Below are 15,472 nucleotides of genomic sequence, written 5' to 3'. Positions count from 1 at the left end.
TTTTTGTGCCCAAAAGAAAGCCCTGTCAGAAGTGATGAGAGAAGGTCAGCCCAATTCCTTGTGGAGCATTAACCGGATCGGGAGCATATAGAAAATGATACCGGTAATACAATTGGATCTGATTGCGGGGATTCAGCTGGTAGTCACATCCGGCCGATAGGCGAAGGCGGTCGAGAGCCAGACTTCCTCGATAGGTATTGTTGAAAGTCTCTGCATATACAAACGGATAAAAATCAGATTCCGGGATGTGATATTGTATTGTAAGCATAGATCGCAAATAGCTGGTTGGTTGTTTTTTATGCTTGGCATACGTACTCTGGAAACGCTCCCGGATAGAAAATACAAACGGACCGTACGGCTGCTTGGCCGTTGCATATAATAAATAGCGATGCCGGTGTTGTGTGTTATCATACAGATTGAGCAGATGCATATAAGCTATGCCAGCCTTTATCTGGGCATGAATCTTATAGTTGAGTTCGGCTGTGCCCAAAAGCCATTGCATTTGTGAAAAGTCGATAGCCGATCGCAAGTCTTCCTCCACCACAAATGATAGTTTTTTATAAATCTTTCCCGTCAGACTGATTTTTAACGCCTGGCTGAATCCTTCTTCCCCCCAGACATAAAAAGGCAACAATATATGCATGCAGCTAAAAAGATACAGTAATCGTTTCTTCATGTTTTTTGCGTTTTATGCTTTGCGCGATCTTCTTACAAAGATAAGATATTTCGTTGGCCTGGATGCCTGTTTTGCAGCAGTAAATGGATTACTGGGTATTTATATTTAGGTTTTCCCTTAGAAGTTTACCGTTCCACCTTTGTGGAACGATCTCTTCACCCGGGTGGAACGATCTCTTCACCTGTGTGGAACGATCGTTCCACAAGGGTGAAACGATAAATATAATACGAGTAAGTATGAAAATTGGTTTCTCAAGAAGGTAAAATTGTAATCTCTGCTTTGCAATTTTATAGAAGTTGTATATCTTTGCGCTGTTAATGATAAAGCGAGAAATAGCAGGTGGAATCATTTTTTCGTACACATAAATATCTGGTGGAACATTTGCAACCGTCCGTGCGGCGCGAGTTGATGGATGAGATCAACTGGAACGATCGGCTGATTGGCATTAAAGGTTCCCGGGGTGTTGGAAAAACAACTTTCTTGTTGGATTATGCCCGTGAATACTTCGGAGCAGACAATAAGAAATGCCTGTATGTAAATTTGAATCACTTTTATTTCACCGCTCGAACATTAGTCGACTTTGCAGATGAATTTCAGCGGAACGGTGGGGAAGTCTTGCTTATTGACCAGGTTTTTAAATATTCGGGCTGGTCAAAAGAGTTGCGGTATTGTTATGACCATTTCCCTAATCTGCGTATTGTTTTCTCCGGTTCATCGGTGATGCGGCTGAAAGAAGAAAATCCGGATTTGGCCGGAAAAGTCGTTTCCTATAATCTGCGGGGATTTTCTTTTCGGGAGTTTCTGAATATGATGGCAGAACAGAATTTTCCTTCGTATACGCTGGATGAACTGTTGGCCAATCATCGGCAGATAGCAGAGGAAATATCCGCCTGTGTCAATCCGTTGGATTATTTCCAGGACTATATGCATCATGGTTTTTATCCTTTTTTCCGGGAGAAACGGAATTTCTCGGAGAATTTGCTGAAGACCATGAATATGATGCTGGAAGTAGATGTACTTTACATCAAACAAATCGAACAAAGTTATCTGCCAAAGTTAAGAAAATTACTATATTTGCTTGCTGTATATGGGCCAGGATCGCCGAATGTAAGTCAGCTGAGTAAGGAAATAGAGACTTCGCGGGCAACCGTGATGAATTATATCAAATATCTGGCTGATGCCCGTTTGGTTAACATTCTGTATCCAAAAGGAGAATCGTTTCCTAAGAAACCTTCAAAAGTCTACTTGTACAATTCGAATCTGATGTATCCGATTTGTCCGGTAGAAGCGGTCAACAGAGAGGTCGCGAGAGAATCTTTTTTCTTTAATCAGCTTCAGAAAGACAACGAAGTAAACGCAGGAATTAAGAATGCTCATTTTTTGGTGAACCGTTCATATCCTTTTCGGATAGAAGATAATATGAAATTTAAAAACAGTGCAGATATGTATTATGCCGTTGATCAGACAAAGATAGGTGAAGGAAATGCAATCCCGCTTTGGCTTTTCGGCTTTTTATATTAATAACGATGTCTTTACATACTAATAGTTTATAGATCTATGACAAAAGAAAAGAAATTTATCACATGTGATGGTAATGAAGCAGCTGCTCATATTTCATATATGTTCAGTGAAGTTGCTGCGATTTATCCTATCACTCCGTCATCTACCATGGCAGAACATGTAGATGAATGGGCAGCAGCTGGCCGCAAGAATATCTTCGGTGAAACTGTAATGGTTCAGGAAATGCAATCAGAAGGTGGTGCTGCTGGAGCTGTTCATGGTTCTTTGCAGGCCGGTGCATTGACTACTACTTATACGGCTTCTCAGGGTCTGTTGTTGATGATCCCGAACATGTATAAGATCGCCGGTGAATTACTGCCTTGCGTATTCCATGTATCTGCTCGTACATTGGCATCTCATGCTTTATGTATCTTTGGTGATCATCAGGATGTCATGTCTTGCCGTCAGACAGGTTTCGCTATGTTGTGCGAAGGTTCTGTTCAGGAAGTGATGGATTTGGCTGGTGTAGCTCACCTGGCAACATTGAAATCTCGTGTGCCATTTATTAACTTCTTTGATGGTTTCCGTACTTCTCATGAAATTCAGAAAATCGAGAAATTGGATAACGAAGATTTGGCTCCGCTGATCGATCAGAAAGCTTTGGCTGAGTTCCGTGCTCGTGCCTTGAATCCTCAGAAACCGGTAGCTCGTGGTATGGCTGAGAATCCGGATCACTTCTTCCAGCACAGAGAATCTTCTAATCCGTTCTATGATGCAGTACCTGCAATTGTAGAAGAATACATGAACGAAATCAGCAAGATTACAGGTCGTAAACACGGATTGTTCGATTATTATGGAGCTGAGGATGCAGATCGGGTTATCATCGCTATGGGTTCTGTAACAGAAGCTGCTCGTGAAGCGATCGATTATCTGACAAGCAAAGGTGAAAAAGTAGGTTTGGTTTCTGTACACTTGTATCGTCCGTTCTCTGCTAAACACTTCTTGGCTGCTGTTCCTAAGACTGTAAAGCGTATTGCTGTTCTGGATCGTACGAAAGAACCGGGTGCTAACGGCGAACCGTTGTATCTGGACGTTAAGGAATGTTTCTACGGTGTAGAAAATGCTCCGCTGATTGTAGGTGGTCGTTATGGTTTGGGTTCTAAGGATACAACTCCGGCTCAGATCCTGGCTGTTTACGAGAACCTGTCTCTGGCTATGCCGAAGAATCAGTTCACTATCGGTATTGAAGATGATGTAACTTTCACATCTCTGCCTAAGAAAGAAGAAATTGCTTTGGGCGGCGAAGGTATGTTCGAAGCTAAATTCTATGGTTTGGGTGCTGATGGTACAGTAGGTGCAAACAAGAACTCTGTGAAAATCATCGGTGACAATACCAACAAATACTGCCAGGCTTACTTCGCTTATGACTCTAAGAAGTCTGGAGGTTTCACTTGTTCTCACCTGCGTTTCGGTGATCATCCGATCCGTTCTACTTATTTGGTAAATACACCGAACTTCGTTGCTTGCCACGTTCAGGCTTATCTGCACATGTATGATGTGACTCGCGGTTTGCGTGAAAACGGTACCTTCTTGTTGAATACTATCTGGGAAGGCGAAGAACTGGCTAAGAACTTACCAAACAACGTAAAACGTTATTTCGCTCAGAAGAATATCACTGTTTATTATATCAATGCAACTAAGATTGCTCAGGAAATCGGTTTGGGTAATCGTACCAATACCATCCTGCAGTCTGCATTCTTCCGTATCACAGGTGTAATTCCTGTTGACTTGGCTATCGAACAGATGAAGAAATTCATCGTTAAGTCATACGGTAAGAAGGGTGAAGATGTGGTTAACAAGAACTATGCTGCCGTTGACCGTGGTGGTGAATATCATCAGTTGACAGTTGATCCGGCTTGGGCTAATCTGCCTGCTGATGAAAAGGCTGCCAACAACGATCCGGATTTCATCAACGAAGTAGTTCGTCCGATCAATGCACAGGATGGTGACCTGTTGAAGGTTTCTGCATTCAAGGGTATTGAAGATGGTACTTGGCATCAGGGTACTGCTAAATATGAAAAACGTGGTGTAGCTACTTTCGTTCCGGTATGGAATGAAGCTAACTGTATCCAGTGTAACCAGTGTGCTTATGTTTGTCCTCACGCATCTATCCGTCCGTTCGTATTGGATGAAGAAGAACTGAAGGGCGCAAACTTCGCTACAATCGCAGTGAAGGCTCCGGCTACTATGAAGGGCATGGCTTTCCGTATGCAGGTTGACGTAATGGACTGCTTGGGTTGTGGTAACTGTGCTGATGTTTGTCCGGGCTTCAAGGGTAACAAGGCATTGTCTATGGTTCCGCTGGAAGGTCAGGAAGCAGAAGCTGCCAACTGGGATTACTGCGTAGCTAATGTGAAGTCAAAACAGCACTTGGTTGATATTAAATCAAATGTGAAGAATTCACAGTTCGCTACTCCGCTGTTTGAGTTCTCAGGCGCATGCTCTGGTTGTGGTGAAACTCCGTATGTAAAACTGATTTCTCAGTTGTTCGGTGATCGTGAAATGGTTGCCAATGCAACAGGATGTTCTTCTATCTATTCAGGATCTGTTCCTTCTACTCCTTATACAACCAACGAAAAGGGTCATGGTCCGGCTTGGGCTAACTCATTGTTCGAAGACTTCTGTGAGTTTGGTTTAGGTATGGAGTTGGCTAACGAAAAGATGCGTGCTCGTATCCAGAAGACAATGGAAGCCGCTATCGCAGCTGAAGGTACTCCGGCAGAATACAAAGAAGTATTCCAGGCTTGGATCGATAACCAGAACGATGCAGACAAGACGAAGGAATTAGCAGAAAAGATCATTCCGATGGTTGAAGCTGCTAAAGATAAATGTGCTAACTGCGCAACTATCGCTGAGTTGTCTCACTTCCTGGTTAAACGTTCTCAGTGGATCATCGGTGGTGATGGTGCTTCTTACGATATCGGTTACGGAGGTTTGGATCATGTAATCGCTTCAGGTAAGAATGTAAATATCCTGGTATTGGATACAGAAGTATATTCAAATACGGGAGGTCAGTCTTCAAAGGCAACTCCGGTAGGTGCTATCGCTAAGTTTGCTGCAGCAGGTAAACGTGTACGTAAGAAGGATCTGGGCTTAATGGCTACAACTTATGGTTACGTATATGTTGCTCAGATTGCTATGGGTGCTGACCAGGCTCAGACACTGAAAGCTCTTCGTGAAGCAGAAGCTTATGATGGTCCTTCTCTGATCATTGCTTATGCTCCTTGTATCAACCACGGTTTGAAGAAGGGTATGGGTAAATCTCAGGCAGAAGAAAAGGCTGCTGTTGAATGTGGTTACTGGCATTTGTGGCGTTATAATCCTGCTTTGGAAGCTGAAGGCAAGAATCCGTTCACACTGGATAGCAAAGAACCGGATTGGAGCAAGTTCCAAGACTTCTTGAAAGGTGAAGTTCGTTTTGCCTCTGTTATGAAACAATATCCGGCTGAAGCAGCAGAATTGTTCCAGGCTGCAGAAGATAATGCTAAGTGGCGTCTGCGTAGCTATAAGCGTATGGCTGCTGAAAACTGGAATGTTGAAGCTTGATTTTAACTTTTAGCCTGTAATATTATTCCTTATTTTAAGGTAGAAATATATCATAAGGCTGTATAAATAGTAAGGTGTGTCAAATGGAAGTTTTGCTTCGTTGGCACACCTTATTTTTTTTGTTGCGTTTTTACTGGCGTGAACCAGCTTTATCTCAAACCGGATTATTCATATAGAATCTTCTGTTTTTATAAGAAGCCTTCTTGCTCGCTCAAAATATTTAGGTATATTTGTGTTACAATAAATGGGAAGAAATGGAATTTGACAAAAGACATAGTTATTTAATTCAATGGCTGATCGGGATTGGAGATCTGGTAGTATTGAATATCATGTTTATTGTGGTGTATATGCTGTTGGGCTCGTTTTATACGAAAGCCATAGCGTATAATATTCGGGAAGTTTTGTTGTTGTTGAATTTCTGTTATTTTTTGTCGCTGTATTTTATCCCGATTCAGTTACATAAATCTATCGTTTATCTGGACAAAGTCGTTCAGCGGGCTTGTGGTTTGATTACTTTGCTGATTTTCTTGTTTAGTACCTGCCTGATATTCCTGAATGTAGGCGATGTACTTGCTACCTTTTTATTGGTGTATTATGTATCTACTTTGGTTGTCTTTTCATGTTGGCGTGTCTGTGTCAGGATGCTGCTGAAGTTTTACCGCCGAAAAGGATATAATTTCAAGAAAGTAATTATTGTGGGTGCCGGAAAGAACGGTATGGAACTGTATCGTGTCATGAAGGATGATATCTCATCAGGTTTTAATATCTTGGGGTTCTTTGACGACAATCTGGCACTTAAAGATATTTTGCCGAACTATTTAGGAACAACTGATCAGGTGGAAAAATATGCTGTAGAAAAGGATATTGATGAGATCTATTGTACGTTGCCGGGAACAAATGATGAGAAAATTCTCCGTTTGCTTAATTTCTCGGAAAAGAATATGATTCGTTTCTATATGGTTCCTGAGATATACAGGAATATCAAGAAGAGTATGGTGATGGAAATCCTGGAATCAATTCCGCTTTTGACGTTGCGTCGTGAGCCATTGCAGGCATTTTATAACCGGGCTTTGAAGCGGGCTTTTGATATTGTCTTTTCATTATGTATTCTTTGTACGATTTTCCCTATTCTATATATTGTTATTGGCTTCTTGATTAAGCGGAGTTCTCCGGGCCCCATTTTCTTTAAACAAAAGCGTACTGGCTTATATGGTCGGGATTTTGAATGCTACAAATTCCGGACGATGCGTGTGAATGCTGAGGCAGATACGATGCAGGCCGTGAAAGATGATCCGAGAAAAACGAAGATTGGAGATTTTTTACGAAGGACGAATTTGGATGAGTTTCCTCAATTTATCAATGTCTTGAAAGGCGATATGTCGGTGGTAGGTCCTCGTCCGCATATGTTAAAACATACAGAACAATATTCGGCTTTGATTGACAAATATATGGTACGTCATTTGGTTAAGCCCGGTGTAACCGGTTGGGCACAGGTGACGGGCTATCGGGGCGAAACCAAAACATTGGAACAAATGGAAGGGCGTGTTAAGCGGGATGTCTGGTATATTGAAAACTGGTCTTTCTTCCTTGATCTTAAGATTATAGTCGTAACATTGCTGAATATGTGCCGAGGAGAGAAGAATGCTTATTGACAAGCAATGCACAGATTTTCTGCATTTGTGTAATCTTGTATTTATAAATATCGTATCTTTGCAGCCATGGGAAGAATTGTAGCAATAGATTACGGCAGGAAACGGTCTGGAGTGGCTGTGACAGACACTTTGCAGATGATAGCTAATGGTTTGACTACTGTACCGAGTGGAGAACTGGTGAAGTTTTTATCAGATTATGTAGCGAAAGAACCTGTTGACCTGTTTGTAGTAGGACAGCCTAAACAAATGAATAATGAGCCTTCGGAAAATATGAAATATGTGGAGGCTTTCGTTACTCATTTGAAAAGATCGATTCCGCAGATCCCTGTTCAATATTACGATGAACGCTTTACATCGGTATTGGCACACAAGGCCATGTTGGACGGAGGATTGAAGAAGAAGAAGAGACAGGAGAAAGCTTTGGTGGATGAAATCAGTGCTGTTATAATTCTTCAGGCATATTTGGAAAGTAAAAAATATCAGTTATAAAAATGATTTTACCCGTATATTTATATGGTCAGCCTGTTTTAAGAAAAGAGGCTGAAGCCGTTCCTCAGGATTATCCTGATTTAAAGCAGTTGGTAGCTAATATGTTTGAGACGATGTATCATGCTGATGGGGTTGGTTTAGCTGGACCTCAAATTGGTTTGTCTTTGCAAATCTTGGTGCTTGATGCAGACGTTCTTAAAGATGATTATCCGGAGTGCAAAGGCTTTAAGCGTGCAATGATTAATCCGGTATTTTTGGAGAAAAGCGAAGAAACGGTTTCCATGGAGGAAGGTTGTTTAAGTTTGCCGGGCATTCATGAAAAAGTGGCTCGTTCTGTAAAGATTCGAATCAAATATTTTGATGAAAACTGGCAGGAACATGAAGAGGAAGTTTCAGGTTTTGCTGCTCGTGTGGTGCAGCATGAATGCGAACATTTGGCCGGCCATGTTTTTATAGATAACATTTCAGCTATCCGCCGGCAATTGAACAAATCGAAATTGAATAATATCATTAAAGGTTCAGTACGTTGCTCGTATCGGGCAAAGGCTGTTGGGAAATAAAAAGATATAGTTAGCGCCTTGTTTAAATAGTAACCACTATATGAACAAGGCGTAGTAATTTATAAATATTAGTTTTATGACAGATTTAAGTAAAAACATTCAGGCCCTCAGAGAAAAGAAAGCTGTTGTGGAAATGGGTGGAGGCGAAGCTGCTATTGAAAAGCAGATCGCTATGGGTAAGATGACTGCCCGCGACCGTATTCTTTCTTTGTTGGACAAGAATTCTTTTCACGAGTATGACTTGTTTGTAAAGCATGATGGTCGTGATTTCGGTATGGACAAGAAAGACCTGCCGGGTGATGGCGTAGTGACAGGTACAGGTACAATTTTCGGTGCCCCAGTTTGTATTTATGCACAGGATTTTACTGTTGCTGGTGGTTCATTGGGATTGCAGCATGCTCGTAAGATTACAAAGATCATGGATCATGCCTTGAAGATGAAGTGTCCGATTATTGGAATCAATGACTCAGGTGGAGCTCGTATTCAGGAAGGAGTAGGAGCTTTGGCAGGTTATGGCGAGATTTTCTATCGTAATACAATTGCCTCTGGTGTTATTCCTCAGATATCATTGATTTTAGGACCGTGTGCAGGTGGTGCTGTTTATTCTCCGGCTCTGACAGACTTCGTCTTTGTAGTTGAAAATATTTCTAAGATGTTTATTACTGGCCCGAACGTAATCAAGACTGTTTTGGGAGAAGATATTTCAATGGAAGATCTGGGTGGAGCTCGTGTTCATGCTGAAATTACTGGTAATGCTCACTTCTATGCCAAGAGTGAACAGGAATGCTTTGAACAGGTAAAGCGTCTGGTAAGTTTCATTCCTTGGAATAATCAGGAACGTGCCAAGATGGTTGAGGCTAAGGAGCCGACAGCGATGTTGAATATTGAAGAGATCGTTCCATCAGATCCGAAACAGCCTTATGATGTGCGTGATGTGATCAAATGTATCGTTGATGATTCAGACTTCCTGGAAGTACAGCAGATGTGGGCTGCCAACATTGTGATCGGTTTTGGTCGTATGGGTGGCGAAACAGTTGGATTTGTAGCTAATCAGCCGATGGTATTGGCCGGTGTATTGGACTGTGATAGTGCTGATAAAGCTGCCCGCTTTATCCGATTCTGCGATTCATTCAATATTCCTATTATCACATTAGAGGATATGCCGGGTTACTTGCCAGGTGTTGATCAGGAACATGCGGGTGTTATCCGTCACGGAGCGAAAGTATTGTATGCTTATTCTGAAGCTACTGTTCCAAAGATCACTGTTATTCTGCGTAAAGCTTATGGTGGTGGTTATATTGCCATGAATTCTCGTCACTTAGGTGCTGACTTTATGTTTGCATGGCCGAGTGCTGAAATTGCAGTTATGGGACCGGAAGGTGCTGCTAATATTATTTTCCGCAAGGAGATTATGGCTGCAGAAGACCAGGAAGCAATGCGTCAGGAAAAAGTAAAAGAATATATCGAGAAGTTTGCTAATCCATATGTGGCTGCTTCGCGTGGCTTTATTGATTCGGTAATCGAACCGAAGGAAACTCGTTCGTTGTTGCTGCATGCGTTGAAGTTGTCTATTTTGAAAGAAGAGTACAGACCGGCCAAGAAGCATGGTTTGCCTCCATTCTAATTAGCGGTATATGGAAGAGAACAAAAAGGAATTGGTCGATTTTGTAGTTACAGCCCGTAAATATAAAACGACATTAACAGAAAAATTCAAGAACCGTCCGGTTTGGCATAAGCCATTTCCGGGAGATGTTATTTCTCATTTGCCGGGAACAATTGTTGAGCTGGAGGTTAAAGAAGGCGATGAAGTGGAAGCTGGTCAGCTTTTGTTAATTCATCAGGCTATGAAGATGTTGAACCGTGTTGTTGCTCCGGTAGCCGGTACAGTTGAAAAAGTAAATGTTCAAATCGGAGAACAAATACCGAAAGATCATTTGATGATTCGTATCAATCCGAAATAGTTTTCAGGTTGGGTTTGGAATAGAAAACCGGGATGTTGCAGTTTTGCAAGTCCCGGTTTTTGTATATAAGAATTGTGAAATAAGCGAGATGTAATCCGAATAATTCAACTTAAATGTCTTTTACATGTAATATATTGTAAGAAATGTGTTTGTCGTAGACATCGCTGCCATCTACTTTCTTAATGTAACGGACAATGCAAATGGTTAGCGGGAGAATAATGACCTCATATAGAGATTTAAGTACAGCCTGGGTTAAAATCATAATCAATAGTTCGCTGCCTGGAATTAGTCCGCCAAAAGCAATAGGGAAGAAAATAAGTGAATCTGCACTTTCTCCAACCAGAGTCGAAAGAACGGCTCGCAGGGAAAAGTTTTTCCCTTGTGACGCCAGCTTCATCTTGCTCATTACATAGGCATTGAGGAATGATCCAACTAAGAATGCCAGTAAGCTGGCAAAAGCAATACGCGGAGCTAAACCGAATACGAAATTGAAGGCTTCTTCTCCTTCCCAATAAGGAGCCGCCGGGAGAGCTGTTGCTATTTGTGCAAAAGCAATTACCAGAAAGTTAGAAGCGAATCCACTCCATATAATCAACCGGGCCTTTTTATAACCCCAGACTTCAGCTATACAGTCATTGATAATATACGAGACGGGAAACACAATCAAACCGGCAGTTGCTGTTACTCCGGCAAATTGGATAACTTTTGTTTCTAATAGATTGGCTGCGACTAGGCAGACATTGAAAAGAATGCCCAATAGCATAAAGGGCACACTAACAGTTGTTCTTTGCATATATCTTGTTTTTAACGAGGTTTATCAAGCACTCGACTGCAAAGGTACAGCGTTTTATTTGTTCATGCAAGCTTTTTTATTCGATGCCGTTTTAGGGATAAAAATAAAGGGTAATTAGCTTTTTTGTATTGTGTTTTGATTCATTTGAGGAAATCGGGCTTGAGGATAGAAAATATTTCTCTATTTTTGTTCTTTAGTTAATGCAAAAGATAATAACGATGAAGAAGACTCTTTTATTTTCGTTGGCGATGCTGCCGTTAGTGAATGGAATGGCCCAAGGGCAAGAAAAGAAACCGAATATTATTCTTTTCTTGGTGGATGATATGGGATGGCAGGATACGTCACTTCCATTTTGGAATCAGAAAACGATGTATAACGAACGGTATGAAACGCCCAATATGGAGAGGTTGGCTCGCCAAGGAATGATGTTTACACAAGCCTATGCCAGTAGCATCAGTTCGCCAACACGATGCAGTTTGATGACTGGATGTAATGCTGCCCGGCATCGGGTAACAAACTGGACTTTAGAAAAGAACAAAAGTACGGATGGTGAAACAGATGTATTGAATCTGCCGGATTGGAATGTAAATGGAATTGCGCAGGTCTCAGGAACAGACCATACTTTTGTTGGAACTTCATTCGTTGAGTTGTTGCGTGAAAATGGTTATCATACAATTCATTGTGGAAAGGCTCATTGGGGTGCAATTGATACTCCGGGAGAAAATCCTTGTCATTTCGGCTTTGAGACCAATATCTGCGGACATGCAGCTGGAGGATTGGCTACTTATCTGAGTGAGCAGAATTATGGCCATGATGAGAACGGAAATCCTACGTCACTGATGGCAATACCCGGATTGGAGCATTATTGGCAGACAGGAACCTTTGCAACTGAGGCCTTGACTCAAGAGGCCTTGAAGGCTTTAGACAAGGCGAAGGCATATAATCAGCCATTCTATTTGTATATGTCTCATTATGCTATTCATATTCCAATTGATAAAGATATGAGATTCTTCGAGAAATATAAGCAGAAAGGTTTGTCGGATAAAGAAGCGGCTTATGCTTCCTTGATTGAAGGAATGGATAAGAGCTTGGGTGACATCATGGACTGGTTAGAGAAAAACGGTGAGGCTGATAATACCATCATTCTGTTTATGGGTGATAATGGTGGTTATGCCAGTGGATCTGGTTGGCGGGATGAACCTCTGTTTACCCAGAATTATCCGCTGACGGCAGGAAAGGGTTCTGCTTATGAAGGCGGAATTCGTGAACCGATGATTGTGGCTTGGCCTCATGTGGTAAAGCCAGGAACACGTTGTGACAAGTATTTGATGATTGAAGATTATTATCCGACAATATTGGAAATGGCCGGTATTAAAGATTATCATACACCGCAGCCGATTGATGGTATCAGCTTTGTACCGTTATTGAAACAGACTGGTGATCCTTCAGATGGGCGTAGTTTGTACTGGAACTTTCCGAATATATGGGCCGGTGAACACGGACCGGGCATTGCGGCCACTTGTACTATTCGTCAAGGAGATTGGAAATTGATTTATTTTTATGAGACAGGAAAGAAAGAGCTGTATAATATTCCTGATGATATCAGTGAGAAGCATGACGTAGCGGCTTCACATCCGGATATAGTCAAACAATTGTCTGCTGATCTTGGTGCATATTTGCGTTCGGTAGATGCCCAGCGACCGGCTTTTAAGTCGACTGGAAAATTAGTACCCTGGCCCGATGAGGTAGAATGAGAAGCCAGAAAGAAGTCCGTTGGTCGTTGAGTGTAACCAACGGACTTCTTTGTTTTAGTACTATCTTTATTTCATTGGGAGAACTTCAATCCAGTAGTCGTCCGGATCGTTGATAAAGTAAAGTCCCATGGCTTCATTCTCGAAGCAGACACATCCCATCTCTTTATGATAAGCACGGACTGCTTCATAATCTCCAGCTACCCGAAAACATAAATGGCTTTCGTTGTCGCCTAATTCGTAGGCTTCTTTCCGGTCTCTGAGCCAAGTTAGTTCCAAAAGGAAATTTTCTTGGTCATCTGCCATATATACTAAGGTGAAGGAACCATCCGAAGCTTCTTTCCGGTGATGCTCTTTCAATCCTAATGCTTTCTCATAAAAAGCGATACTGCGCTGTAAGTCCAGCACATTAATGTTGAAATGGTCGAATCTTGCTTTAATTTCCATAAGTTGCTTGTTTTTATTGTTGTTGATTCGTTCTCAAATATCTTTTTATTTATTCCTACGGAAAAGTTTGTCTATCAAGTCCCGCCGTTTCATCTTCTGTAATTCCTTCATGATTTGTTGCCGGTATTCCGGTTTGTACCAGAAGAAGAATTGGCGTTGAGCTAACTTCTGCTCTTTAGTCCGTGCCGTATAAACTTTCTCTAAAGTGTACGGATGATAACCGGTGTAATACATCTCGGTAGCCAATGTCATAGGAGTAGGAGTGAAGTCCTGTACTTGTTCCAGTTGGAAATGAAGAACTTTTGTGATGACGGCAAGTTCTGCCATGTCGAGTTCGGTACAGCCCGGATGACTGGAAATGAAGTACGGGATGAGTTGCTGGTTCAGTCCGTGCTGCTTGTTTACTCGGTCGAAGATCTTCTTGAACTGTTCAAAGAGCTTGAATGACGGTTTACGCATCTGTTTCAGTACTTCGTCTTGAGTATGTTCTGGAGCTACTTTCAGACGGCCGGAGACATGGTGGGCAATCAATTCTTCCATATACTTGTGGGCAGACTGGTTTAATGCATCATTATCATAACGATGGAGCAGGAGATCATAACGTACACCACTGCCAATGAAAGATTTCTTGATTCCCGGAATCTTATCTACTTCTTTATATAGTTCCAGTAGAGGTGTATGGTCGGCATTCAGATTCTTACAAACAACCGGGGAAATACACGATGGCTTCTTGCATTTGGCACATATATCCGGATTCAGTCCTTTCATGCGGTACATATTGGCCGATGGCCCACCTAAATCACTCAGATAGCCTTTGAAGTCGGGCATCTCGGTGATCGCCTTGACTTCTTTTAGGATAGATTCTTTACTTCTGGAGGCAATGAATTTTCCCTGATGTGCGGATATCGTGCAGAAAGCGCAACCCCCAAAGCAACCTCGGTGGATATTCACTGAAAACTTAATCATCTCAAAAGCCGGGATCACTTTGCCTTTGTATTTTGGATGAGGCAAACGAGTGTAAGGAAGATCGAAACTGGCGTCGATCTCCGCTTCTGTCATAGGAGGAAATGGCGGATTGACAACGATCGTTTGCTGTCCGCACCGCTGCAGAATGCGCTGGGCGTGCTGTTTATTCGACTCTTCTTCGATATGACGGAAGTTCTTGGCCTGTTTAAGTTTGTCTTTCAGACATTCCTCGTGAGAAAATAGAAGGATGTCACTTGTTTCTGGTTGAATTGAAGGAGACAGATAAACCGTCTGCGGAATATCCCGGATCTCGTGAAAGGATGTACCGGATTGCAAACGGTGAACCAGTTCCTGAATTGGTTTTTCACCCATGCCATAGATCAACAAGTCTGCCGGACTGTCGATGAGGATGCCTGGCCGAAGCCGGTCTTGCCAGTAATCATAATGAGTCAGTCGCCGCATAGAAGCTTCAATGCCACCTAATACGACGGGAACATCTGGATAAAGCTCCTTCAGTATTTTCGTATAAACAATACTTGGGTAGTCAGGACGCATTCCGGCTCGGCGATCGGGTGTATATGCATCGTCGCTTCGAAGACGCTTGTTGGCAGTGTAATGGTTAATCATTGAATCCATTGCGCCTGCCGAGACGCCAAAGAAGAGGCGTGGAGTCCCTAACTTCTTGAAATCACGGAAATCTCCTCGCCAATCGGGTTGCGGAACAATGGCCACCCGCAGTCCCATTGCTTCCAGTGTTCGTCCGATTACGGCGGCACCAAACGAAGGATGATCTACATACGCGTCTCCACTGAACAGGATTACATCAATATAATCCCAGCCACGCGCTTCTACTTCTTTTTTAGTTGTAGGCAACCAAGCCTCTGGTCTGTAAGTTTTCATGCTGCAAAGGTAATTAAAATCTGATACATATTTTTATTCTTGCCGGTTGATGGCCGTTGTTAAATCAGAGCTTAGCTTATGTTAGTATTTAATTCTTCTTTTTGTGTTGTTTCTCTGCTTGTTGAGGACGTTAGCTTTCGGGCCAGAAGGTCATTATGTTTGGTTGATTTG

Annotated in this window: 12 protein-coding genes; 8 read left to right on the top strand and 4 right to left on the bottom strand. The window is 42.2% G+C overall.

Annotation, left to right across the window (positions count from 1 at the left end; all coding sequences use genetic code 11):
* Window positions 1-25 precede the first annotated feature (25 nt).
* Entirely contained in the window at window positions 26-676 is a 651-nt protein-coding gene (locus NEE14_RS04040) for a DUF2490 domain-containing protein (RefSeq protein WP_251966554.1), read from the bottom strand.
* A gap of 339 nt (window positions 677-1,015) precedes the next feature.
* On the opposite strand from NEE14_RS04040, the gene NEE14_RS04035 reads away from it, so the two are divergent.
* The 7 genes from NEE14_RS04035 (at window position 1,016) to NEE14_RS04005 (ending at window position 10,444) form a co-directional block, all read left to right on the top strand.
* The gene (locus tag NEE14_RS04035; RefSeq protein WP_251966553.1) at window positions 1,016-2,197 is read left to right on the top strand and encodes an ATP-binding protein; all 1,182 of its coding nucleotides are present in this window, start codon (window positions 1,016-1,018) and stop codon (window positions 2,195-2,197) included.
* 36 nt (window positions 2,198-2,233) lie between these two features.
* Window positions 2,234-5,782 (top strand): pyruvate:ferredoxin (flavodoxin) oxidoreductase, encoded by a 3,549-nt coding sequence (nifJ, locus tag NEE14_RS04030; protein ID WP_251966552.1) that lies wholly within the window; start codon window positions 2,234-2,236, stop codon window positions 5,780-5,782.
* A 254-nt stretch (window positions 5,783-6,036) separates the two neighbouring features.
* Window positions 6,037-7,434: an undecaprenyl-phosphate glucose phosphotransferase gene (locus NEE14_RS04025; RefSeq protein WP_251966551.1), complete on the top strand. Its 1,398-nt coding sequence runs from the start codon at window positions 6,037-6,039 to the stop codon at window positions 7,432-7,434.
* 66 nt (window positions 7,435-7,500) lie between these two features.
* Complete coding sequence (ruvX, locus tag NEE14_RS04020; RefSeq protein ID WP_251966550.1) at window positions 7,501-7,923, top strand: Holliday junction resolvase RuvX; 423 nt, start codon at window positions 7,501-7,503, stop codon at window positions 7,921-7,923.
* 2 nt (window positions 7,924-7,925) lie between these two features.
* Window positions 7,926-8,483, top strand: coding sequence for a peptide deformylase (gene def / locus NEE14_RS04015; protein ID WP_251966549.1), 558 nt, complete (start codon window positions 7,926-7,928; stop codon window positions 8,481-8,483).
* Between the two features lie 76 nt (window positions 8,484-8,559).
* Window positions 8,560-10,107: an acyl-CoA carboxylase subunit beta gene (locus NEE14_RS04010; protein ID WP_251966548.1), complete on the top strand. Its 1,548-nt coding sequence runs from the start codon at window positions 8,560-8,562 to the stop codon at window positions 10,105-10,107.
* 10 nt (window positions 10,108-10,117) lie between these two features.
* Window positions 10,118-10,444: an acetyl-CoA carboxylase biotin carboxyl carrier protein subunit gene (locus tag NEE14_RS04005; protein WP_251966547.1), complete on the top strand. Its 327-nt coding sequence runs from the start codon at window positions 10,118-10,120 to the stop codon at window positions 10,442-10,444.
* A gap of 109 nt (window positions 10,445-10,553) precedes the next feature.
* Here the strand turns inward: NEE14_RS04005 and NEE14_RS04000 are convergent, their stop codons facing one another.
* On the bottom strand, window positions 10,554-11,237 hold the full coding sequence (locus NEE14_RS04000) for a queuosine precursor transporter (protein ID WP_251966546.1): 684 nt from the start codon (window positions 11,235-11,237) through the stop codon (window positions 10,554-10,556).
* A gap of 218 nt (window positions 11,238-11,455) precedes the next feature.
* Between NEE14_RS04000 and NEE14_RS03995 the strand changes: the two genes are divergently transcribed.
* Entirely contained in the window at window positions 11,456-12,991 is a 1,536-nt protein-coding gene (locus NEE14_RS03995; protein WP_251966545.1) for a sulfatase, read from the top strand.
* A gap of 66 nt (window positions 12,992-13,057) precedes the next feature.
* Here the strand turns inward: NEE14_RS03995 and NEE14_RS03990 are convergent, their stop codons facing one another.
* Window positions 13,058-13,435 (bottom strand): VOC family protein, encoded by a 378-nt coding sequence (locus tag NEE14_RS03990; protein WP_251966544.1) that lies wholly within the window; start codon window positions 13,433-13,435, stop codon window positions 13,058-13,060.
* A gap of 45 nt (window positions 13,436-13,480) precedes the next feature.
* Window positions 13,481-15,301 carry a YgiQ family radical SAM protein gene (locus NEE14_RS03985; RefSeq protein WP_251966543.1) on the bottom strand — a complete coding sequence of 607 codons (1,821 nt, stop codon included), beginning with the start codon at window positions 15,299-15,301 and terminating at the stop codon, window positions 13,481-13,483.
* Window positions 15,302-15,472: the final 171 nt, after the last annotated feature.

It is taken from the genome of Parabacteroides sp. AD58 (assembly GCF_023744375.2).
GTDB lineage: Bacteria > Bacteroidota > Bacteroidia > Bacteroidales > Tannerellaceae > Parabacteroides > Parabacteroides absconsus.
The sequence above is the reverse complement of the archived record's forward strand: the minus strand, read 5'-3'. Positions and strand labels throughout refer to the sequence as shown.